The sequence below is a fragment of the Thermus brockianus genome, from assembly GCF_001880325.1.
In the GTDB taxonomy this organism is placed as follows: domain Bacteria; phylum Deinococcota; class Deinococci; order Deinococcales; family Thermaceae; genus Thermus; species Thermus brockianus.
The window spans coordinates 760,238-779,380 of sequence record NZ_CP016312.1 but is presented as its reverse complement, the minus strand read 5'-3'; the positions used below and the strand labels follow the sequence as shown (position 1 = coordinate 779,380).

Below are 19,143 nucleotides of genomic sequence, written 5' to 3'. Positions count from 1 at the left end.
GTCTACAGCTCCTTCATGGCAAACCGCTCCCGAAGGGCTTTGAGCCGCTCCCGCACCCTTGCTTCCCAGCCCTCCCCCGTGGCCTCAAAGAGGCGGAGGTCCTCGAGGCCCTCCGGCAGGTACCGCTGGGCGAAGCTCCCCTCCTGGTCCTCGTGGTAGTAGGCGTAGCCCCGGCCGTGGCCTAAGGCCCGGGCGAGGGCGGTGGGGGCGTTCCTAAGGTTGAGGGGCACGGGAGCCTCGGGGTGGGCCTGGGCTATCTCCTCCGCCCTTTGCCAGGCGGTGTAGAGGCTATTGGACTTGGGGGCCAGGGCCAGGTACACCGCCGCCTCCACCAGGGCGAGCTCCCCTTCCGGGCTCCCCAAGGCCTCGTAGGCCTCCAGGGCTGCCACCGCCAAGCGGAGGGCCAAGGGGTCGGCGAGGCCCACGTCCTCCACCGCCACCCGGATGAGGCGGCGGGCGACGTAGCGGGGGTCCGCCCCGCCCTTGAGAAGCCTTGCCAGGTAGTAGAGGGCGGCGTCCACGTGGCAGCCCCTAAGGCTCTTGTGCAGGGCGGAGATGAGGTCGTAAAACCGGTCCCCTTGGCGGTCCATGGCGAAGCGCTCCGCCCCCAGGGCTTCCCGCACGCTTTCCCGGCTCACCTCGCCGAAGGCGGCGGCGAGCTCTAGGGTGTTCAGGGCGAAACGGGCATCCCCTTGGGCCGCCTGGGCGAGGAGCTTTAGGGCCTCTTCCTCGTAAGGGATGCCGGGGAGGCCCCGGGGGTCCCTTAGGGCCCGCTGGAGGAGGGCGAGGAGGTCCTCCTCGGAAAGGGGGCGTACGGGGAGGAGGCGGAGGCGGGAGCGCAGGGCGGGGGTGAGGAGGAAGGCGGGGTTTTCCGCCGTGGCCCCGATGAGGGTGAGGAGGCCGGACTCCAGGTGGGGCAGAAGGGCGTCCTGCTGGGCCTTGTTGAAGCGGTGGATTTCGTCTAGGAAGAGCACGAGCCCCCCTGCCTCCCGTGCCCTTTCCACCGCCTGCCGCACCTCTTTGAGCCCCGCCTCCACGGCGGAAAGCCATAGGAAGGGTTTGCCCACGCCCTCCGCTAGGAGCCGGGCCAGGGTGGTCTTGCCCGTGCCCGGGGGGCCGAAGAGGACCATGGGGCTCAAGCGCTTGGCCTCCAGCATCCGCCTTAGGAGGCCCCTTTCCCCCGTGAGGTGGGGCTGGCCCAGGACCTCGTCCAGGTTTCTCGGCCGTAGGCGCTCCGCCAAGGGTTCCACCTTTCCATGCTAAGGCGGGCGTAAGGGGGAGCATGGTAGCCTTGGAGGGAGCATGCGCTGGCTTTTTTTGCTCCCTTGGCTTCTCTTCCTCCTGGGCCTTTTGCCCCTGGCCCAAGGGGAAGCCTTAGGCCAGGTGGAAAAGGGGCTTTCCCTTTTCGTGGCAGCCCTTCTCCTGGCGGCGGTGGCGAGCCTTTACTCCCGGTTTCCCGTGGGCTTTCGCGTGCAGCTCGCCTTGGTGCTGGGGCTTGGGTTTTTGGCCTTGACCCTGGCCCTGGAGAGCGCCTTGGCCTTCACCGGGCGGGAGGGGTCCTTCTACACCGCCATGGCCGGGGTCTTAGGGGCGGCGGCTTTGGGGGCGGCCTTCTTCCTGGGCACGGGGCGGGAGGCTCCCCTCCTCCCCGCCTTGGAAGGGGTGGGGACGCGGGAGGACCTCCTGCGCCTGGCTGGGGCCCTGGAGGGGCTAGCCCTTAGGCGGGAGCTCATCCTGGTCTACCTCGCTGCTCCCTTACCCCCCGAGCGCTTGGCAAAGGAGCTTCGCCGGGGGGATCTAGCCTTCCTGTTGGAAGGCGGGTACCTTCTGGTCCTTCAGGGAAGCCGACCGGAGGACGCCGCTGGGCTTATCAGGCGCCTCAAAGAACGCTTCCCCCTGGCCGCCTACGCCGTGGAGCGCTGGCGGGGAGGGAGTTTGGAACGGGTTCTCGCCCGCCTCGAGGCGGAAACCCTCCTCCAGACCTAGGCCTTTTGGTGTAGCCCCTGAGGGGCTACACCGCTTTGGGGTGTACGGGTTTTTTCTTTAGCCCAAGCCCTCACGCCGGGCAGGAGGCTACCTTGGAGGCTAAGGAGGTCAGCCATGGAGCAGGCCAAGGAGATTAGCCAAGCGTGGCAGGAGGCCTTGGAAACCTACGGGGAGCGGGACGAGGAGTAAAGCTTGGGGAAGCCAAAGGGGGGCTTTAGCCCCCTTTCGCTACTTCACCAGGCGCTTGCGCTTGGCCGGGTCCAAAACCTGTTTCCGCAAGCGCAGGCTTTGGGGCGTGACCTCCAAGAGCTCGTCTTCGGCCAGGAACTCCAGGGCCTCCTCCAGCGAGAGCTTCCTGGGCGGGATGAGGCGGATGTTCTCGTCGGAGCCTGCGGCCCGGATGTTGGTGAGCTTCTTGGCGGTGGTGACGTTCACCTCCAGGTCGTTTTCCCGCACGTGCTCCCCCACGATCATGCCCACGTAGACCTCGGTCCCGGGCTCAATGAAAAACTGCACCCTTTCCTGCAGGCGGTGGAGGCTATACGGGGTGGCCACCCCGGCCTCCATGGCCACGGCGCTCCCCGTGGTGCGGGTGGGGATGGGGCCAGCCTCGGGGCCGTAGCCGTGGAAGGTGTGGCTTAGGATCCCTTCTCCTCCGGTGAGGGAAAGGAACAGGCTACGGAAGCCGAAGAGGGCCCGGGCGGGGAGGACGAACTCCGCCCGCACCCTTTCTCCCCCCTCCATGTGCACCATCTCCGCCCGCCTGGTTCCTAGGGCCTCCATGACCGCTCCGAAGCGCTCTTTAGGGGCTTCCACCACCAGAAGCTCGTAGGGCTCGAGGCCATCCTTGAGGAGGACCCGGGGCTGGCCCACGCTGAACTCGTAGCCCTCCCGGCGCATGGTTTCCAAGAGGATGGCCAGGTGAAGCTCCCCGCGGCCCCTCAGCTCAAACACCTCGGGGGCCACCTCCAAGACCTGTAGGGCCACGTTGGTGCGAAGCTCCCGCTCTAGGCGCTCCTTGAGCTTCTGCCCCGTGACGTACTTCCCCTCCCTTCCGGCGAAGGGGGAGGTGTTGGGGGTGAGGGTGAGGGCCACGGTGGGTTCGTCCACCGCCAGGCGGGGCAGGGGCTCGGGGGCCTCCGGGCTCGCCAGGGTGTCCCCGATCTCCGCCCCTTCCACCCCCGCCAGGGCCACGATGTCCCCGGGAAGGCTTTCCTCCACCTCCACCCGTTCCAGGCCCTGGTGGGTGTAGACCGCCGCCACCTTGGCCAGGGCCTGGTTCCCTTCCTTCAGGATGGCCACCGTTTCCCCCTTGCGCACCCGGCCCCGGGCCACCTTGCCCACGGCTACCCGGCCCAGGTAAGGGGAGTGGTCCAGGTTGGCCACCAGGAGTTGGAAAGGGCCTTCCGTCCAGCGGGGCGGGGGCACGTGGTCCAAGATGGTTTGGAAAAGCTCCGCCAGGTCCTCCCGGGGCTCGTCCCGCCAGGCCCTTCCCTCCCGGCCGATGGCGTAGAGGTAGGGGAAGTCCAGCTGCGCCTCGGAGGCGCCAAGCTCCACCATGAGGTCAAAGGTGAGGTTGAGGACCTCGTCGGGGCGGGCTTCCTTTTTGTCCACCTTGTTGAGGACCACGATGGGCTTGAGGCCGGCCTCGAGGGCCTTCCGGAGCACGAAGCGGGTCTGGGGCATGGGACCCTCGGCGGCGTCCACCAAGAGGAGCACCCCGTCCACCAGGGAAAGGGCCCGCTCCACCTCCCCGCCAAAGTCCGCGTGGCCCGGGGTATCCACGATGTTGACCTTCACCCCGTCCCAGACCACGGCGGTGTTCTTGGCCAGGATGGTGATCCCCCGCTCCCGCTCCAGGTCAAAGGAGTCCAGGATGCGCTCACCCTCCTCTTTCTTCAAGGCCTTGGCTTGGCGGAGCATGGCGTCCACCAAGGTGGTTTTGCCGTGGTCCACGTGGGCAATGATGGCAATGTTTCTAATCTCCATGGGCGCACCCAATCCCCCCACTCTACCACGGGGAGGCGCTTAGGATAAGGGCATGGTGGTGGCCACCTTTTCCCTGGTGGCCCGGGACCCTGAGACCGGGGATCTGGGCGTGGCCGTGGCCAGCAAGTTCCTGGCGGTGGGGGCCGTGGTGCCCTTCGCCAGGGCCCAGGTGGGGGCCATCGCCACCCAGTCCTACGCCAACCCCCGCTTCGGGTCCCAGGGCCTGGCCCTCTTGGCGGAGGGGGCGAGCCCGGAAGGGGTCCTGGAGGCCTTCCGCCGCACCGACCCCGACCTGGAAAGGCGGCAGTTCGGCCTGGTGAGCGCCAGGGGGGAGGCCCTGAGCTTCACCGGGGCCCTTTGCCACCCCTGGGCCGGGGGGGTGGTGGGGGAGGGCTTCGCCGCCCAGGGCAACCTCTTGGCGGGCCCCGAGGTGGTGGAGGCCATGGCGGAAACCTTCGCGCGGGAAAAGGCCCTTCCTTTCCCCGAAAGGCTCCTTCGGGCCCTCGAGGCGGCGGAGGCGGCCGGGGGGGATAGGCGGGGCCGGCAGTCCGCCGCCCTTCTGGTGGTGGGGGAGGGGAAGGGGTACGGGGGGCTTTGGGACCGCTATATAGACCTGCGGGTGGACGACCATCCCGAGCCCCTGGCGGAGCTTTCCCGCCTCCTTTCCCTCCACCGCCTCCTCTTTGAAAGCCCCAAGGCCAAGCGTCCCCTGAGGCCGGAGGAGGTGCGCTGGCTCCAAGGGGTGCTCTGGGGGCTTGGCCTCTACCCCGGGGAGGCCCACGGGGTCTTTGACCGGGCGACGGAGGAGGCCTTTTTGGCCCTTATCGGCATGGAGAACCTGGAGGAGCGCTACCAAGGGGGTCCCGAGGTGGACGAGGCCACCTTGGACTACCTCAAGGGGAGGTACGGGTGGAGCTAGGCGCCGGGGGCGTGGTCTTCAACGCTAAACGGGAGGTGCTTCTCCTACGGGACCGCATGGGCTTTTGGGTTTTCCCCAAGGGGCATATTGAGGCGGGGGAAAGCCTGGAGAGGGCAGCGGTGCGGGAGGTTCTGGAGGAAACCGGGGTCCAGGCGGTGGTCCTAGGCCCCCTCTACCCCACCCGCTATGTGAACGCCAAGGGGGTGGAACGGGAGGTCCACTGGTTCCTCATGCGGGGCGAAGGGGAGCCCCGGCTGGAAAGGGGCATGAGCGGGGTGGGTTGGTTCGCCCCCGAGGAGGCCCGGGCCCTCCTTTCCTTCCCCGAGGACCTGGGCCTTTTGGAGGTGGCCCTTGAGCGTTTACCGCTTTGAGGACAAGCTTCCCAAGGTCCACCCCACCGCCTTCCTAGCCCCCGGGGCCTATGTGGTGGGGGCGGTGGAGGTGGGAGAGGGGGCTTCCCTCTGGTTCGGCGCCGTGGCCCGGGGGGATTTGGAAAGGGTGGTGGTGGGCCCCGGCACCAACGTGCAGGACGGGGCCATCCTCCACGCCGACCCCGGCTTCCCCTGCCTCCTGGGGCCTTCCGTCACCGTGGGCCACCGGGCGGTGGTCCATGGGGCGGTGGTGGAGGAGGGGGCCCTGATCGGGATGGGGGCCATCGTCCTGAACGGGGCAAGGATTGGGAAAAACGCCGTGGTGGGCGCGGGGGCGGTGGTGCCGGCGGGGATGGAGGTGCCCGAGGGGATGCTGGCCCTGGGGGTGCCGGCCCGGGTGGTCCGCCCCGCAGAACCCCCCGGCAACGCCCCCCGGTACCAGGCCCTGGCCGAGCGCTACCGGAAGGGTCTTTTCCCCGTGGAGCCCCCCAGGCGCTACCGCCTCACCCTGAGGGGCCAGGACGCCCTTAACCCCTTTAGCGAGCTCCACCTGCGGCTCAAGCGGCAAAAGAGGGAGGCCCTGGAGGCCCTGCGCCAGGCGGCCCAGGGGTTTCCCCTAGCCCCGGAGGTGGCCTTGCCCCTGGTGGAGGAGGGCTTCCTTACGCCCGAGTGAGCCCGGGGCCACAGAAGGCGGGGGAAAAAGGGGGCACCATGGAGCGCAAGATGGTGGAGATTGAAGAAACCGGGCTTTCCTTTGAGACCGAGCTGGACCTGGACCGCCTCAAGGCCCTGGCGGCGGACTGGCTCCTGGCCATCGGCGAGGACCCGAACCGGGAGGGGCTTTTGAAGACCCCGGAGCGGGTGGCCAAGGCCTGGGCCTTCCTCACCCGGGGCTACCGCCAAGACCTCAAGGAAATCGTGAACGGGGCCATTTTCCAGGCGGAGGGGAGCGAGATGGTGGTGGTGAAAGGGATTGAGTTCTACTCCCTCTGCGAGCACCACCTCCTACCCTTTTTCGGCCAGGTGCACATCGGCTACATCCCCAACGGCAAGATCCTGGGCCTTTCCAAGTTCGCCCGCATCGTGGACCTCTTCGCCCGCCGGCTCCAGGTGCAAGAGCGCCTGGCGGTCCAGATCGCCGAGGCCATTCAGGAGGTCCTCGAGCCCCAGGGGGTGGGGGTGGTGGTGGAGGGGGTGCACCTGTGCATGATGATGCGGGGGGTGGAGAAGCAGCACTCCCGCACCGTCACCAGCGCCATGCTCGGCGTCTTCCGGGAAAGCCAGAAGACGCGGGAGGAGTTTTTGAGCCACCTCCGCTAGGCCCCTAGCGCCGCCAGAAGTGGCCGAAGAGGTTCAGAAGGAGGGTGAGGAGAAGGGAAAGCAGGAGGGCCGAGGTGATGGGGATGTACACCCTTAGGCCCTCCCGCTCTATGCGGAGGTCCCCCGGCAGGTGGCCGAACCAGGCGAAGAGCTTGGGGAAGTAGAGGAGAAGAAGCCCCAAGGCCACGAGGAAAAGCCCCAGGTAAACGAGCGCCTTACCCGCTTCCATCCCGCACCTCCAGGTAAGCGGTGAGGGCGGCCCCCAGAAGCCCCGCCTCTCCCCCAAGCCTGGCCTTGCGCAAGGGGGGTACCTCCCAGCCCGCCAGGTAGTGGCGGTAGGCGGACTGCAGGGCGTCCCAGTAGCCTTCCGGGGCGTTCAGGGCAAGTCCCCCGCCCACCACCACCGCCCCCGGGTCAAAGGCCTTGACCAGGCTGGCGAGGCCCAGGCCCACGTAACGGGCCGCCTGGAGGAGGATGCGCTGCGCCTTGGGGTCGCCTTCCTCAAAGAGGGCGAAGAGTTCCTGGTTGCTTAGGGGGCGGTGGTAGGCGTAGGCGGCTTCCCGTTCCAAAGCCCGCCCGGCGGCCAAGGCCTCCAAGCACCCTTCCAGCCCGCAGCCGCACACCGGTCCCCCCGGGAGGAGGGTGATGTGGCCGAGCTCCCCCCCTTGCCCCCTTTCCCCCCGCAGGACCCTCCCCTCGAGGACCACCCCGCCCCCGATGCCGGTGGAGACCGTGAGGAAGAGGGAGCTCCTCTCCCCTTTGGCCGCCCCCAGGTGGTGCTCGGCGAGGGCGGCGGCGTTGGCGTCGTTTTCCAGGTGGACGGGTTTGCCCGTGGCCTCCTCCAGGAGCTTCCGGATGGGGAAGTCCACGAGGCCGGGGATGTTGGGGGTAAAGCGGATTGTGCCTTGGCGGAAGTCCAAAGGCCCCGGGGTGCCGAGGCCGATGGCCACCCCCTTTTCCCCCGCCTCCGCTTCCGCCTGCCTTGCCGCCTCCGCCAGGGCCCGCACCACCGCCATCCCTCCTTCCTTGGGCGTGGGGAGGATGACCTTGGAGAGGAGCCTTTCCCCGTCAAACACCCCGGCGGCGATCTTGGTGCCGCCCAGGTCCAGGCCCACCACCCTCATGGCGCCTCCTCCGCCAGGATGGCCTCAGCCTCGCCCAAAAGGGCCTCGGGCACCCAGAGGGCCACGTCCCCCATGTAGGTGCCCAGGGCGGCCTCGGGAAGGCCGGAGAAGGGGGTTTCCAGGAGGACGGGGATGCCCCGGGCCTCGAGGCGGGCCTTGAGCCCCTCGGCCACGGGCCTGGGGGCGGAAAGGAGCCTGGCGTAAGGGGTTCCGGCTACCGTGCGGCGTTCCATAGGGCCTCCACGAGGCGGGCGTAGGCTTGGCTGGCGGCCTCCACTTGGGAGAGGAGGATGTGCTCCTTGGGGGTGTGGGCCAGGCTGGGGTCCCCCGGGCCCAGGCCCAGGACCGGGGCCCTAGCCCCCAGGTAGGGGGCGTCGGTGGTGAAGGGCCATAGGCCCGCCCGTTCCTGGCCTAGGGCCCTTAGGGCGGCCTGCAAGAGGGGGTGGTCCTCCGGCAGGCGGTAGGGGGGCCAGAGGGCGGGGATGGCCATCCGCACCTCCCCCGAGGCCCGCTCCTCCTCAGGGATGTAAATGGAGGCGGTGCCCAGGGCCTTGAGGCGCTCCAAAAGCCCGTCCAGCTCCGCCTCGGGCTCGTAGCGCACGTCCAGGTAAAGCCGCACCACCCCGGGGGTCTGGTTGGTGGCCCCGGGGTAGGTGTCCACCCGGGTGGGGTGAGCTTGAGGCCCTGGGGCAAGGGGAGGTCCTTTAGGGCGAGGAGGTACTCCCCGAGGTCGTAAAGGGGGTTTTCCCCGGAGGCAAGGGCGGCGTGGGCCTCTTCCCCTTCAAAGTCCGCCCAGATCTCGGCCCGGCCCCGGTGCCCCCGCATGAGCCTCCCCCCGGAGGGCTCTCCCAGGATGAAGGCCAAAGGGCTAAGCCGCAGGGCGGCGTGGCGGCTTCCCAGGCCCCCCACCTCCTCCTGCACCACGGCGAGAAAGCGCACCCGTCCCCGCAAGGGCCTTTGGGAAAGGGCCTCCAAGGCCAGGAGCATGGCCACTAGGGCGCCTTTCATGTCCACGGCCCCCCGCCCGTAAAGCCTCTCCCCCACCACCGCCCCTTGGGGGTAGGGCCAGTGGGCCAAGTCGCCCACGGGCACCACGTCCATGTGTCCCGTGAGGACCACCTCGGGCTCCTTTTCCCCCAGGAGGGCCTCCACGTTCCCCGCCTCGTCCAGGGTGGCGGGAAGGCCTAGGGCCTTTAGGGCTTCCAGGAGAAGCCCCGCCACCTCCTCTTCCTTCCCCGGGAGGCTTTCCGCCTGGACGAGGCGGGAAAGGAGCCGAACCCAGTCCACGCCCCTATCCTACACCCCGGGAAAGCCCCGCCTGGTACAGGGCGATGGCGAGGGCCACGGAGGCGTTTAGGGACTCCGCCTCGGGCCGGATGGGGATGCGGAAAAGCTCGTCGCAGGTTTCCCGCACGAGCCGCCGCATCCCTTCCCCCTCGGAGCCCACCACCAGGGCCAGGGGCCTTTGGAAGTCTAGTTCCCTGGGCGTCTTTCCCCCCCGCAGGTCTAGCCCGTAAATCCAAAGCCCCCGTTCCTTGAGTTCCTTCAGGGTGCGGGGAAGGTTTTTCACCTTGACCACGGGAAGCTTGAGGGCGGCTCCGGCGCTCGCCTTGAGGGCCAGGGGGGAAAGGGGGGCGGCCCGCCTTTCCTCGGAGACCACCCCGTGGGCCCCCAGGGCCAGGGCGCTCCGGATCATGGCCCCATAGTTCCTGGGGTCGGTGATCCCGTCCAGGACCGCCAAAAGGGGAAGCTCGCCCCGGGCCTCCGCCAGGCGAAGGGCGTCCTCCAAGGTGGCGTGGGCGGGTACCTCCACCTCCGCCGCCAGGCCCTGGTGGTGGGTGGTGCGAAGGAGGGTGTCCAGCTCAATGCGGGGGACGAACTCAAAAGGGGCTCCAAGCCGTTCCAGTTCCCGGATGAGCCACGCCTCCACGCCCTTCGCCACCAAGACCTTTCGGGCGCGGCCTTCCCGGATGGCCTCAAGAACCGGGTTCCTCCCGTAGATCCACATGGTCCGAGTCTACGCCGTATGATGAGGGGGAAGGAGGCCTTATGTACAGGACCATCCTTATGCCCACGGACGGGAGTCCCTGCAGCTTCCAGGCCCTGGAGCACGGCCTTTCCTTGGCCAAGGCCTTGGGGGCCAAGGTCCACTTCCTCTACGTGTTGGAAAACCCCGCCCAGGCCATCTGGATCGCCCCTGAAAGCGTCCCCTATGGCCTTGAACTTTTGGAGGACCTGAAGAAGGCGGGGGAGGAGGCCATCCGGAAGGCCTTGGATCTGGCCCGGGAAAAGGGGGTGGAGGCCACGGGGGAGGTGAAGGAGGGTACCCCCATCCCCACCATCGTGGAGGCGGCCAAGGGCTTTGACCTTCTCGTCATGGGCACCCACGGGCGCACGGGGCTGGACAAGCTCCTTCTGGGCTCGGTGACGGAGGGGGTGCTCCACCGGGTTTCCGTGCCGGTTCTGGTGGTGCGTTGCCGCTAGATGCGCCTCCTTTCCGTCTTCGTTTCCTCGAGGCTATCCCCCAAGGATCCCCTGTACCCTAGGCTCGTGCGCTACGGGGAGGTGTTGGCCGAGGAGGGCTTTGGCCTGGCCTGCGGGGGCTACGGAGGGGGCATGGAGGCCCTGGCCCGGGGGGTGAGGGCCAAGGGGGGCTTGGTGGTGGGGGTCACGGCCCCCGCCCTCTTTCCCGAGCGGCAGGGCCCCAACGCCCACGTGGACCTGGAACTCCCCGCGGCCAGCCTTCCCGAGCGCATCGGCCGGCTTTTGGACCTGGGGGCGGGGTACTTGGCCCTGCCGGGTGGGGTGGGCACCCTGGCGGAGCTCGTCCTCGCCTGGAACCTCCTCTACCTCCGGCGGGGCTTGGGCCGGCCCTTGGCGGTGGACCCCTACTGGCTTGGCCTCCTCAAGGCGCACGGGGAGATCGCCCCGGAGGACCTCGCCCTCCTCCAGGTGGTGGCGGACGAGGAGGGGCTCCGCCGCTTTCTCAGGAGTCTATGAGCGAAACCCTGGTGGTCTACGTGCCCGACCTGGGCCAGGGGGCGAGCTTCTACCAGGCCCTGGGTCTGGCCCTGGAGGAGCTCGTGCCCGGGGAGGCGCTTTTGGTGCCGGGGGAAGGCCCCCTGCTCCTCCTCAGACCGGGTACGGGCGGGGTGGAGCGGGGCCCCAGCCGCCCAAGGCCCGAGGGGCAGGGCTTCGCCCGGCTCCGCTTGGAGGAGGGGCGGCTTTCGTTCCTGGTGGAAAGCCTTGCCCACGAGCGGCTTCGCCTCGCCAAGTACGGCCTGGCCTACCGGGAGGCGGGGGACCACCTCCTCCTCTTTGACCCCGGGGGGAACCCGGTGGTGGTGCGGGAGGGCTGATGCGGCTTTGGCTTTTGGACCTGGACGACACCCTCCTGGTGGACCACGGGGTGAGCCGGGAGGTGCTGGAGGCCCTGGGGGAGGAGGTGGGGGTAGAGGGCCTTTACGGGGCGGTGAAGGCGAAGGCCGAGGCCCTTTTCCGGGAGGCCCCCTTTTACCCGTGGGCGGAAAGGATCGGCCACTCGGCCCTCGAGGCCCTCTGGGCCCGGTACACCACTCCGGGCCTGGAGGCCTGGGCGGCCTGGGCCTGGCCCTTTCGGGAGCGGGTCTTCCAAGAGGCCCTGGCCGCCTTAGGGGGGCCAGTGAGGCGGGCCCGGGAGCTGGCGGAGGCCTTTTTTGGGAGGCGGCGCCAGTACCCCCTTTTCCCGGAGGTCCCGGAGTTCCTAAAGGCCCTTAAGGCAAAGGGGGCTACCCTGGTCCTCCTCACCAACGGCGTGCCCGACCTCCAGCGGGAGAAGCTCGTGGGTTCGGGGCTTAAAGAGGCCTTTGACCTCACCCTGGTCTCCGGGGAGGTGGGCCTTGGCAAGCCCGACCCTAGGCTTTTCCGCATGGCCCTCTGCGCTTTCGGCGTCCCCCCGGAGGAGGCGGTGATGGTGGGGGATAACCCGGAGCGGGATATCCGGGGGGCCTTGGCGGCCGGGATATACGCCGTCTTCGTGGACCGGGGCCACCGCTCCCCCGACCCCCGCTACCCCGCCCACCTGGAGGTGAAGGACCTTCGGGAGGCCTTGGCCCTCCTTTCGTGAGGCGCTTCACAGGGGCTTGGGGGGCTTTCCGGTAGACTCCCCCCATGCACGAGGTGCTCCTTTTCCTCCATAGCTGGGTACGCTGGCTGGTCCTCCTTTTCGGCCTTTGGGCCCTTTTCAGGCCTGAGCCTTGCCCGGGCGCCTTCTTCGCCCACGCCCTCACCCTACAGGTGGTCCTGGGGGTGCTTTTGGCCTTCGCAAGCCCCCTCTTCCAAGGCGCCCTGGCCAACCTGGAGGCGGTGATGGCGGCGGGGGGCGAGCCCCGCTACTTCGTGGCGGAGCACTGGGTGGGGGGGCTGGTGGCCTTGGGGCTAGCCCATGCGGGCCTTGCCCAGGCCCGAAGGGGAAAGCCTAGGGCGCGGCTCCTCTTCGCCCTGGCCTATCTGGTCCTCCTCCTTTCCATCCCCTGGTTCCGGCCCCTCCTCCGGCCCTAGGTAGGCCATGGCGGCGTAGCCCACCACCCGTTCCCGACCGCCCCCCGCCTCGGCGCTGGTGGCGTAGGCGAGGAGCCGGGGCCCCCACCCCCATCCCCGGGCCAGGTGGGTGAGGGAGGCCCAGGGGAGCCGGCCGCAGGCCTCCGACTGGGCCAGGCCTTCGGCGTCCAGGGCTAGGGCCCTTTCCAGGGTTTTCCCGTCCAGGGCCCGGGCCACGGGGTCGGGATGGTGGTGGGAGAGGTCGCTGCTCGCCACAAGGAGGTCTTCTCGCCCCACGTGGGGGCGGAGGGCCTCCGCCACCTCCTTGGGGTCCACGTCCCCGAAGAGGAGGGGGAGGATGGGGGTTTCGGGGAGGAGGCGCTGGAGGAAGGGGAGGAGGACCTCGAGGCTATGCTCCTCCCAAAAAGGCGCCTCGTAGGCCCAAAAGGGCTTGCCCAGGGCGAGGAGGCGTTCTACCCCCTCCCGGTCCACCGCCACCTCCCCCAAGGGGGTGGCCCAGGCCCGGTGGGGGAAGAGGGCCACGCCCCAAAAGGGCACGAAGTGGCTCGGCCCCAGGAGGAAGACCCGCCGCGCCCTTCCCCGCCAGGCGGCGAGGGGGCGGAAGCCTTCCGCCATGACCCGCCCCGCATACCGGTAGCCCGCATGGGGGGAGAGCACCCCCCGGGCCCGGGGTTCCGGCGGGGTGCGGGCCTGGGCCAGAAGGCCCTCCACCTCCCGGGCCAGGGCCTCCTTGTCCCCTGGGTAGAAGTACCCCGCCACCGCCGGCTTCCTCAGGCCCATACCCCGGGAATCCTCCGCCCACACCCCGGGCAGACCCCGGGGGTTTCCCAAAAGGCCTTCACGCGAAAGCCCCGCCGCCAAAGGAGAAGCCGTCCGCAGTCCGGGCAGCGGGTGGAGTTCCTTTCCTCGTCCAGCACGTTGCCCACGTAGACGAACCTTAGCCCCTCCTCCTTGGCGATCTCGTAGGCCCGCACCAGGGTGGCGTGCCCTGTGGGCTTCAGGTGGAGCATGCGGTAATCGGGGTGGGCGGCGGTGAGGTGCCAGGGGATCTCGGGGGAAAGCCCCTTGAGGAAGCGGGCCATGGCCCTAAGTTCCTCCTCGCCGTCGTTATACCCCTCCAGGAGGAGGGTGGTGACCTCCACCCAGACCCCGAGGCCCAAGAGGTACTCCAAGCTTTCCAGGACAGGCTTGAGCCGGGCCCCGCAGATCTCCCGGTAGAACCTTTCCGTGAAGCCCTTGAGGTCCACGTTGGCGGCGTCCAGGTAGGGCCGCATGTAGTCCCAGGCCTCTTTGGTCTCAAAGCCGCTCGTGACGAAGACGTTTTTCAGGCCCCGGGCCTTGGCCAGGCGGGCGGTATCGTGGGCGTACTCCACGAAGACCGCGGGCTCGTTGTAGGTGTAGGCGAGAAGCCGCACCCCCAGGGCCTCCGCCTCGGCCACGAGCCGCTCTGGGGGCCAGTCCTCCCCCACAAAGCGGTCCGGGAGGCCCTCCGGGCTTACCTGGAACTCCCGGAACTGGGAGATGGGCCAGTTCTGGCAGAAGGCGCAGAAGAGGTTGCACCCCACGGTGCCCACGGAGAGAATGCCTTCCCCGGGGTGGAAGTGGTAGAGGGGCTTCTTCTCCACCGGATCCAGGTGGACCGCGGCCGCCTTGCCGTAGGTGACCAGGTAGAGCCTCCCCCGGAGGTGCCGCCGCACCCCGCACTTGCCCGCGCCCCCTTTGGGGATGGCGCAGTAGTGGGCGCAGGCCCGGCACTGCACGTACCCTTTGGGCAAGGGGCGCTTTAGGTCCGCTTCCCGTAGCGTGGCGAGCGGCATTTCATAGGCTTCTTTTCCCAGAATAGCACGCCCTAAACTGGGAGGGTGCGGCCCTTTCCCCCAGAGGACGAGGCGGACTTCGCCCCCTTCTTCCCGGAGGAGGTCCTCGCCCGGGGCCTGGCCTATGCCCAGGAGGGGCGGGTAAGGCGGGTTTTCCGGGTGGGGGAGAGGCTTTTGGGCGAGGTGCAGGGCTCGGCCCCCTTGCCCTACCGGGTGGAGGTGGGGCCGGGCCTTTCCGGCCGGTGCGGCTGCCCCTATCCGGGCTTCCCCTGCAAGCATGCCGCCGCCCTCCTCTACGCCTACCTGGAGAGGCGGCCGGGGGACCTCGAGGCCCACCTTAAAGCCCTCTCCCCCGAGGAGGCGAAGCGGCTTCTCCTGCGCCTTTCCCGGGTGCCGGAGGTGGCCTTCCTCCTCAAGGAAATCCTGGCCCCCGAGGAGGCCTTCCGGGAGGGGCTTAGGCGGTTGCGCCAGGCCTTCCGCTTAGGGGGAGGGGAGGAGGCGGCCAAGGCCCTCCTCCTGCGGCTGGAGGAGGTGGGAAGGGAGGAGGTGGAGGCCCTGCTTGGGACCCTCCTGGAGGCCCCCTTTGACCCCGAGCCCTACCTGAAGGAGGCCCTCAAGCGCTACCAAGCCCTTTCGCCCAGGCCCTCCTTCCTCCTTGGGCTTTACCTCCGCCACCCCTCGGAGGCCCTGGGGGAGGCCTTCTTGCGGGCGGCGGAAGGAGCCCCCGAGGAGGCACTTTCCCTCCTCAAGGGGCAGGACCCCTCGGGCCTCAAGCGGGCGCTAAGGGCCGAGCTCCTCTTCCGCTTGGGCCGGGAGGAGGAGGCCCTTTTGGCCCTCAAGGAGGGGCTCGAGGGGGTGGAGGACTACCTCCTCCTGGTGGGGCGCCTTCTCCGCCTGGGCCGTCTGGAAGAGGCCCTCTTCTACGCCGAGGAGGCCCGGGACTGGTTCGGTAAAGACCCCAGGCTCCTTCCCCTTTTGGACCTCCTGGTGGCCCACCGGGGCCGGGTAGAGGACCACCGGGCACGCTTTTCCCTAAAGCCCAACCTGGAGGACTACCTGGCCCTAAAGGCCAAGCTGGGAAAGGCCTTTGCCGAGGAGAGGCCCGCCCTCCTCCGCCGGGTGCGCGACCCGGCCCTTCTCGCCCAGATCTACCTCCTGGAGGAGGACTGGAAGGCCTTGGACCGCCTCCTCCAGCGGGCCTCCCCGGAGGACTACCCGGCCCTGGCCGAGGCCCTTGCCTCCCGCCTCCCTGAGGAGGCCCTGAGGCTTTACCGGGAGGCGGCCTTCCGCCTGGCGGCGGCGGGGGGGCGGGCCCGTTACCGGGAGGTGGCGGCGCTTTTGCAAAGGGCTTCCCGCCTAGACCCTAAGGCGGCCCAGGCCATGGCCCTGGCCCTGGTCCAGGCCTACCCCCGGCGCCGCGCCCTGCGGGAGGCGCTTGACCCCCTTCTCGGGAAAGCCTCATGAGCTTGGGGGAGTATGGAGGGGTGGAGCGCTTTCCCTGGGTGGAGGTCTTCCGGGGGCTTGCCATCCTGGAGGTGGTCCTCCACCACCTCACGGGTCGTTTCTTGCGGGAGCTGGCCCCGGGAAGCCCGGAGTGGCTTTTCCTGGCGGCGGTGAACCGCACCCTGCACTTTGCCGTGCCCGCCTTCCTCTTCATGACCACCCTGGTCCTGGGGGCAGGGATGTTGCGGGATTTTCGCCTGGGCCGCTACCTTTCCAACCGCGCCCTGCGCCTCCTTTGGCCGTACCTTCTTTGGAGCGGGATTTACCTTTTCTTCCGCTACTGGGACCATGGGATCTTCCAGCCCGAGCGGCTCCTACACCAGCTCCTTTGGGGCAAGGCTTACTTCCACCTCTACTTCCTGGCGGTGGCCTTGCAGCTCACCTTGCTCTTGCCCGTCCTCCTTCCCCTCCTCAGGCGGCGCCCTCCGGGGGTTTTCTTCCTCCTCTTGGCCCTAGGGCTTACCCTTTTGGTCTACTTCCTGAACCGGCACTACCGCTTCCTGCCCTATCCTGGGAGTTTCGTCCTCTGGTACACGCCGGCCATCGCCTTGGGGCTTTACCTGGCGGCGCACCTGGACCGCCTTCCCCATACCTTGCGCCTGTGGCCCCTTTTTTCCCTCCTGGCGGGGATAGGCCTTGGGGGCTACCTGCCCCTGGCCTTGGAGGTTTTGCGGGGCCTATCCGTGAACACCTTCCACTACCAGGCCTTCCACTGGGCCTATACCACGGGGATGGCCTTCCTCCTCCTCGCTTTGGCCCACCGCTTGGCCCAGGGGCCCCTTAGGGCTCCCTTGGCCTTTTGGGGCCGGTATTCCTTGCAGATTTACCTTCTCCACCCCATGGTGGTGCGCCTTTTGGAGAGGTACCCGGGCTTTCCCGAGCCTTTGGGCTTCAAGCCGGCCTTCTTGATTTACCTCCTTTTGGCCCTGTTCCTTCCCCTTTTCCTGGCCCGTTTCCTCACCCGCTTGGGGGTTTCCCCCTTGGTGTTTGGGCGACGAGGCTTTGGGTGTGGCCTTTCCTTTTCCTGGGCCTTCTGGGGCTTGGGGCCTTAAGGCCTCCTGGGGGTTCCTTTCGCCTCGAGGGCCAAGGCCTCCGCTACGTCCGGGAAGGGGTTTCCCTCTACGCCGGCCTGTGCCGGCCTTCGGGGAAGGCCGAGGCGGCGGTCCTCCTGGTGCCCGGGGGGTTCGGTCCCCCCACGGAGGCCATGGAGGAGCGGTGCCGGCGCTATGCGGAAAAGGGCTTCTTAGCCATCGTGCCCCACCTGAGGGGTCGGGGGCAAAGCGGGGGCCGGGTTACGGGCTGCCTGGAGGAGGCGGCGGACCTTGCCCACCTGGCCCGCCTCCTGCCCCAGCTTGGGGTAAAGCGGCACGCCTACGCCGGCTACTCCCTGGGGGCCTGCGTGGCCCTAAGGGCCGCCGCTAGGGAGGGGGCTTCCAGGGGGGTGGCCTTCGTCATCGGCCCGGTGGATTTCGCCGAACAGGTGGCCCTCCTGCGCCAAAGCCGCCCAGAAGCCCTAAGGCGGTGGCGGGAGCTCTTTGGGGGCCTGCCCGAGGACTGCCCCGCCTGCTACGCCCAGCAAAGCCCCCTGCCGGAGGCGGCCCGCCTCCGAGCCCCCCTCCTCATCCTCCAGGGGGGCAATGACCCCCTCATCCCCCCCACCCAGGCCTGCTCGCTCCGGGACGTGCGGGAGGCCTCGGGCCGCCGGGTCTTCCAGGTGGCCCTGACCCGGGAGGGGATGCCCTGGACGGGCCCCCTTACCAAGGGACGGGCCTGCCTAAGGCCCACAGGCTTCGGACCCTTAGGGGAAGACCACCTGGTCCTTTTCCCCGACCTCCACCACGCCGTGGTGCCGGCCATGGAGGCTTTGGTGGAGCGCTTTTTAGTGGGTTGGCTAAAGCCTTGACAGGCCCAGGCCTTTGCCGCATAGTAAGGCTTGCGGCCATACCTTGGAGGGTTGGCCGAGCGGTTGAAGGCGGCGGTCTTGAAAACCGCTGTGGGCCTTGGGCCCACCGGGGGTTCGAATCCCTCACCCTCCGCCAAGAGCATGGAGAGGTGGCCGAGTGGTCTAAGGCGGCACCCTGCTAAGGTGTTGCACCGGGAAAACCGGTGCCGCGGGTTCGAATCCCGCCCTCTCCGCCAAGCTGGCCCGGCCTAAGGCCGGGCCTTGGTGTATGGTGCTTCCCCTTCCTCCCCTTAAGCCTTGCCGCTTCCTAAGGCGGAAAAACCGCTTCCTGGTGGAGGCGGACGTGGGGCCTTTGCACCTCCCCAACTCCGGGCGCATGGCGGAGCTTCTCCTCCCGGGGACGCCCTGTTACTACCACCCCAAGCCTACCCCCAAGACCCTAGGCCGGATGGTCCTGGTGGAGGCCCAGGGGGTTCTGGTGGGGGTGGATGCGGGCCTGGCGGGCCGCCTCCTGGAGCTCCTTTTGCGGGAAGGCCTCCTGGGCCCCGTGGAGGGGCTTAGGCGGGAGGTCCCTTTGGCTGGGGAGAGGCTAGACTTCTTCGCCCTTCTTGGGGGGAGGGAGGCCTACTTGGAGGCGAAAAACTGCAACCGGGTGGAGAAGGGCCTCGCCCTCTTCCCCGATGCCCCCACCGCCCGGGGGGCGCGGCACCTCAGGCTTCTCGCCGCCTTGGCCCGGGAGGGAAAGGGGGCCTACGCCCTCTGGTTCGTGCAGCACCCCCTGGCGGAGGCCTTCGCCCTGGACCCCGCCGATGGGGCCCTCTACCGGGCGGCCCAGGAGGCCCTGGAGACGGGGGTTGTCCTTAGGGCCTACCGGGTGCGGCCTACCCTGGCGGCCTTGGTGGTGGAGGGGGAGCTCCCTTGGGCCTCACCCCCCCAGGAGGATCTGGAAGGCCACCATGAGGGCCACGGCCAGGGTTAGGACCGTGGCCACCCCTTCCGCCTCCGCCTCCTTGAGGGCGTCGGGGAGGATTTCCGCCACCGCCATCCAGATCATGGCCCCGGCGGCGAAGCCAAGCCCCACGGGGAGGACCGGCCGGAAGGCCTCCACCAAGAGGAAGGCGGGCACGGCCATGAGGGGCTGGGGCAGGCTGGAGAAGACGCTCCAGAAGGCGGCCCCCAGGACGCTCACGCCCCGGGGAATGAGCACCAGGCTGATGGCGAGCCCCTCGGGGATGTTGTGGATGGCGATGGCCAAGGTGATGAAGACCCCCAAGGCCTCCCCACCCCCGAAGGCCACCCCTACCCCCACCCCCTCGGCGAAGGAGTGGAGGGTCATGATGCCCACGATCATGAGGGCCTTGCGGGCATCCAGGCCCTTGAGGTCTCCAAAGCTTACCTCGCGCCCTTCCAGATAGCGGTGGGATAGCAGGATGAAAACGAGCCCCAAGGCTACGCCCAAAAGGGTGCGGCCCAGGCTGTAGGCCACCCCCTCGTAGATGAGCCCGAAGCTGGCCGCCAGCATGAGCCCGGCTGCGGCAGCATTGGCCAGGCCCAGGTGGCGTTTGAGGATCTGCTTGGTGAAGAGAAAGGGCAGGGCTCCCAGGCCGGTGGCGATGGCAGTGAAGAGGGCATAGAAGAAGACGCTCCAGGGGGAGATGGGTAGGGCCTCCAT

At 68.7% G+C, this 19,143-nt stretch carries 22 protein-coding genes, 2 tRNA genes and 2 pseudogenes; 16 read left to right on the top strand and 10 right to left on the bottom strand.

Annotated elements, in window-relative coordinates:
- Positions 1–2 precede the first annotated feature (2 nt).
- On the bottom strand, positions 3–1,250 hold the full coding sequence (locus A0O31_RS04030) for a replication-associated recombination protein A (RefSeq protein WP_071676776.1): 1,248 nt from the start codon (positions 1,248–1,250) through the stop codon (positions 3–5).
- Positions 1,251–1,302: 52 nt separating this feature from the next.
- On the opposite strand from A0O31_RS04030, the gene A0O31_RS04025 reads away from it, so the two are divergent.
- Positions 1,303–1,986, top strand: a complete 684-nt coding sequence (locus A0O31_RS04025) for a hypothetical protein (RefSeq protein ID WP_071676775.1) — start codon at positions 1,303–1,305, stop codon at positions 1,984–1,986.
- Positions 1,987–2,214: 228 nt separating this feature from the next.
- Here the strand turns inward: A0O31_RS04025 and typA are convergent, their stop codons facing one another.
- Positions 2,215–3,975, bottom strand: coding sequence for a translational GTPase TypA (gene typA, locus A0O31_RS04020; RefSeq protein WP_071676774.1), 1,761 nt, complete (start codon positions 3,973–3,975; stop codon positions 2,215–2,217).
- Between the two features lie 52 nt (positions 3,976–4,027).
- Between typA and A0O31_RS04015 the strand changes: the two genes are divergently transcribed.
- The 4 genes from A0O31_RS04015 to folE are packed head-to-tail and all read left to right on the top strand — an operon-like array spanning position 4,028 to position 6,585.
- Complete coding sequence (locus A0O31_RS04015) at positions 4,028–4,894, top strand: DUF1028 domain-containing protein (protein ID WP_071676773.1); 867 nt, start codon at positions 4,028–4,030, stop codon at positions 4,892–4,894.
- Positions 4,885–5,265: an NUDIX hydrolase gene (locus A0O31_RS04010; RefSeq protein ID WP_071676772.1), complete on the top strand. Its 381-nt coding sequence runs from the start codon at positions 4,885–4,887 to the stop codon at positions 5,263–5,265. The genes A0O31_RS04015 and A0O31_RS04010 overlap by 10 nt, the downstream gene beginning before the upstream one ends.
- Positions 5,246–5,938 (top strand): gamma carbonic anhydrase family protein, encoded by a 693-nt coding sequence (locus A0O31_RS04005; RefSeq protein WP_071676771.1) that lies wholly within the window; start codon positions 5,246–5,248, stop codon positions 5,936–5,938. The genes A0O31_RS04010 and A0O31_RS04005 overlap by 20 nt, the downstream gene beginning before the upstream one ends.
- Before the next feature lie 38 nt (positions 5,939–5,976).
- Positions 5,977–6,585, top strand: coding sequence for a GTP cyclohydrolase I FolE (folE, locus tag A0O31_RS04000; protein WP_071677913.1), 609 nt, complete (start codon positions 5,977–5,979; stop codon positions 6,583–6,585).
- A 4-nt stretch (positions 6,586–6,589) separates the two neighbouring features.
- On the opposite strand, the gene A0O31_RS03995 is transcribed toward folE, so the two are convergent.
- From A0O31_RS03995 to rlmB, 5 genes and pseudogenes are all read right to left on the bottom strand, one after another.
- A complete protein-coding gene (locus A0O31_RS03995) occupies positions 6,590–6,814 on the bottom strand; it encodes a DUF2905 domain-containing protein (protein ID WP_071676770.1) in 225 nt (74 codons plus the stop codon).
- Entirely contained in the window at positions 6,801–7,709 is a 909-nt protein-coding gene (locus A0O31_RS03990; RefSeq protein WP_071676769.1) for a glucokinase, read from the bottom strand. The genes A0O31_RS03995 and A0O31_RS03990 overlap by 14 nt, the downstream gene beginning before the upstream one ends.
- A complete protein-coding gene (locus tag A0O31_RS03985) occupies positions 7,706–7,942 on the bottom strand; it encodes a hypothetical protein (protein ID WP_071676768.1) in 237 nt (78 codons plus the stop codon). The genes A0O31_RS03990 and A0O31_RS03985 overlap by 4 nt, the downstream gene beginning before the upstream one ends.
- Positions 7,924–8,996, bottom strand: a pseudogene (locus A0O31_RS03980) (M20 family metallopeptidase). The gene A0O31_RS03985 and the pseudogene A0O31_RS03980 overlap by 19 nt, the downstream one beginning before the upstream one ends.
- A gap of 4 nt (positions 8,997–9,000) precedes the next feature.
- Positions 9,001–9,717: a 23S rRNA (guanosine(2251)-2'-O)-methyltransferase RlmB gene (gene rlmB, locus A0O31_RS03975; RefSeq protein ID WP_071676767.1), complete on the bottom strand. Its 717-nt coding sequence runs from the start codon at positions 9,715–9,717 to the stop codon at positions 9,001–9,003.
- 41 nt (positions 9,718–9,758) lie between these two features.
- On the opposite strand from rlmB, the gene A0O31_RS03970 reads away from it, so the two are divergent.
- Genes A0O31_RS03970 through A0O31_RS13550 form a run of 5 tightly spaced genes read left to right on the top strand, consistent with a single transcriptional unit; the run spans position 9,759 to position 12,248 of the window.
- The gene (locus tag A0O31_RS03970) at positions 9,759–10,193 is read left to right on the top strand and encodes a universal stress protein (protein WP_071676766.1); all 435 of its coding nucleotides are present in this window, start codon (positions 9,759–9,761) and stop codon (positions 10,191–10,193) included.
- Complete coding sequence (locus tag A0O31_RS03965; RefSeq protein WP_071676765.1) at positions 10,194–10,709, top strand: LOG family protein; 516 nt, start codon at positions 10,194–10,196, stop codon at positions 10,707–10,709.
- Positions 10,706–11,068 carry a VOC family protein gene (locus A0O31_RS03960; protein WP_071676764.1) on the top strand — a complete coding sequence of 121 codons (363 nt, stop codon included), beginning with the start codon at positions 10,706–10,708 and terminating at the stop codon, positions 11,066–11,068. The genes A0O31_RS03965 and A0O31_RS03960 overlap by 4 nt, the downstream gene beginning before the upstream one ends.
- Positions 11,068–11,814 (top strand): HAD family hydrolase, encoded by a 747-nt coding sequence (locus tag A0O31_RS03955; RefSeq protein ID WP_071676763.1) that lies wholly within the window; start codon positions 11,068–11,070, stop codon positions 11,812–11,814. The genes A0O31_RS03960 and A0O31_RS03955 overlap by 1 nt, the downstream gene beginning before the upstream one ends.
- A gap of 44 nt (positions 11,815–11,858) precedes the next feature.
- Positions 11,859–12,248 (top strand): hypothetical protein, encoded by a 390-nt coding sequence (locus A0O31_RS13550; protein ID WP_071676762.1) that lies wholly within the window; start codon positions 11,859–11,861, stop codon positions 12,246–12,248.
- On the opposite strand, the pseudogene amrB reads toward A0O31_RS13550, so the two are convergent.
- Together amrB and amrS are read right to left on the bottom strand one after the other, a co-directional pair.
- Positions 12,243–13,028: pseudogene (gene amrB, locus A0O31_RS03945) on the bottom strand (AmmeMemoRadiSam system protein B); the annotation flags it as partial. The gene A0O31_RS13550 and the pseudogene amrB sit on opposite strands and share 6 nt — an antisense overlap.
- Entirely contained in the window at positions 13,019–14,065 is a 1,047-nt protein-coding gene (gene amrS, locus A0O31_RS03940; RefSeq protein WP_071676761.1) for an AmmeMemoRadiSam system radical SAM enzyme, read from the bottom strand. The gene amrS and the pseudogene amrB, both read right to left, overlap by 10 nt.
- A 45-nt stretch (positions 14,066–14,110) precedes the next feature.
- Here amrS and A0O31_RS03935 point away from each other — a divergent pair, with 45 nt between their 5' ends.
- From A0O31_RS03935 to A0O31_RS03910, 6 genes are all read left to right on the top strand, one after another.
- The gene (locus A0O31_RS03935; RefSeq protein WP_071676760.1) at positions 14,111–15,529 is read left to right on the top strand and encodes an SWIM zinc finger family protein; all 1,419 of its coding nucleotides are present in this window, start codon (positions 14,111–14,113) and stop codon (positions 15,527–15,529) included.
- 20 nt (positions 15,530–15,549) lie between these two features.
- Positions 15,550–16,620 carry an acyltransferase family protein gene (locus A0O31_RS03930; RefSeq protein WP_071677912.1) on the top strand — a complete coding sequence of 357 codons (1,071 nt, stop codon included), beginning with the start codon at positions 15,550–15,552 and terminating at the stop codon, positions 16,618–16,620.
- The gene (locus A0O31_RS03925) at positions 16,575–17,471 is read left to right on the top strand and encodes an alpha/beta hydrolase family protein (RefSeq protein WP_071676759.1); all 897 of its coding nucleotides are present in this window, start codon (positions 16,575–16,577) and stop codon (positions 17,469–17,471) included. Before A0O31_RS03930 ends, A0O31_RS03925 begins: the two co-directional genes overlap by 46 nt.
- Positions 17,472–17,516: 45 nt before the next feature.
- Positions 17,517–17,607: transfer RNA gene (locus A0O31_RS03920), tRNA-Ser, on the top strand.
- 7 nt (positions 17,608–17,614) lie between these two features.
- A tRNA-Ser gene (locus A0O31_RS03915) sits at positions 17,615–17,707 on the top strand.
- Between the two features lie 32 nt (positions 17,708–17,739).
- The gene (locus A0O31_RS03910) at positions 17,740–18,450 is read left to right on the top strand and encodes a DNA/RNA nuclease SfsA (protein WP_071676758.1); all 711 of its coding nucleotides are present in this window, start codon (positions 17,740–17,742) and stop codon (positions 18,448–18,450) included.
- Here A0O31_RS03910 and A0O31_RS03905 read toward each other — a convergent pair.
- Positions 18,397–19,143, bottom strand: coding sequence for a ZIP family metal transporter (locus A0O31_RS03905; protein WP_071676757.1), 747 nt, complete (start codon positions 19,141–19,143; stop codon positions 18,397–18,399). The two genes, A0O31_RS03910 and A0O31_RS03905, sit on opposite strands and share 54 nt — an antisense overlap.

Bases quoted from the DNA above. Each gene is read 5' to 3' on its own strand.
- A0O31_RS04025 (WP_071676775.1), top strand. From the start codon at position 1,303: ATGCGCTGGCTTTTTTTGCTCCCTTGGCTTCTCTTCCTCCTGGGCCTT.
- typA (WP_071676774.1), bottom strand. From the start codon at position 3,975: ATGGAGATTAGAAACATTGCCATCATTGCCCACGTGGACCACGGCAAA.
- A0O31_RS04015 (WP_071676773.1), top strand. From the start codon at position 4,028: ATGGTGGTGGCCACCTTTTCCCTGGTGGCCCGGGACCCTGAGACCGGG.
- folE (WP_071677913.1), top strand. From the start codon at position 5,977: ATGGAGCGCAAGATGGTGGAGATTGAAGAAACCGGGCTTTCCTTTGAG.
- A0O31_RS03995 (WP_071676770.1), bottom strand. From the start codon at position 6,814: ATGGAAGCGGGTAAGGCGCTCGTTTACCTGGGGCTTTTCCTCGTGGCC.
- A0O31_RS03990 (WP_071676769.1), bottom strand. From the start codon at position 7,709: ATGAGGGTGGTGGGCCTGGACCTGGGCGGCACCAAGATCGCCGCCGGG.
- A0O31_RS03985 (WP_071676768.1), bottom strand. From the start codon at position 7,942: ATGGAACGCCGCACGGTAGCCGGAACCCCTTACGCCAGGCTCCTTTCC.
- rlmB (WP_071676767.1), bottom strand. From the start codon at position 9,717: ATGTGGATCTACGGGAGGAACCCGGTTCTTGAGGCCATCCGGGAAGGC.
- A0O31_RS03970 (WP_071676766.1), top strand. From the start codon at position 9,759: ATGTACAGGACCATCCTTATGCCCACGGACGGGAGTCCCTGCAGCTTC.
- A0O31_RS03965 (WP_071676765.1), top strand. From the start codon at position 10,194: ATGCGCCTCCTTTCCGTCTTCGTTTCCTCGAGGCTATCCCCCAAGGAT.
- A0O31_RS03960 (WP_071676764.1), top strand. From the start codon at position 10,706: ATGAGCGAAACCCTGGTGGTCTACGTGCCCGACCTGGGCCAGGGGGCG.
- A0O31_RS03955 (WP_071676763.1), top strand. From the start codon at position 11,068: ATGCGGCTTTGGCTTTTGGACCTGGACGACACCCTCCTGGTGGACCAC.
- A0O31_RS13550 (WP_071676762.1), top strand. From the start codon at position 11,859: ATGCACGAGGTGCTCCTTTTCCTCCATAGCTGGGTACGCTGGCTGGTC.
- amrS (WP_071676761.1), bottom strand. From the start codon at position 14,065: ATGCCGCTCGCCACGCTACGGGAAGCGGACCTAAAGCGCCCCTTGCCC.
- A0O31_RS03910 (WP_071676758.1), top strand. From the start codon at position 17,740: ATGGTGCTTCCCCTTCCTCCCCTTAAGCCTTGCCGCTTCCTAAGGCGG.
- A0O31_RS03905 (WP_071676757.1), bottom strand. From the start codon at position 19,143: ATGGAGGCCCTACCCATCTCCCCCTGGAGCGTCTTCTTCTATGCCCTC.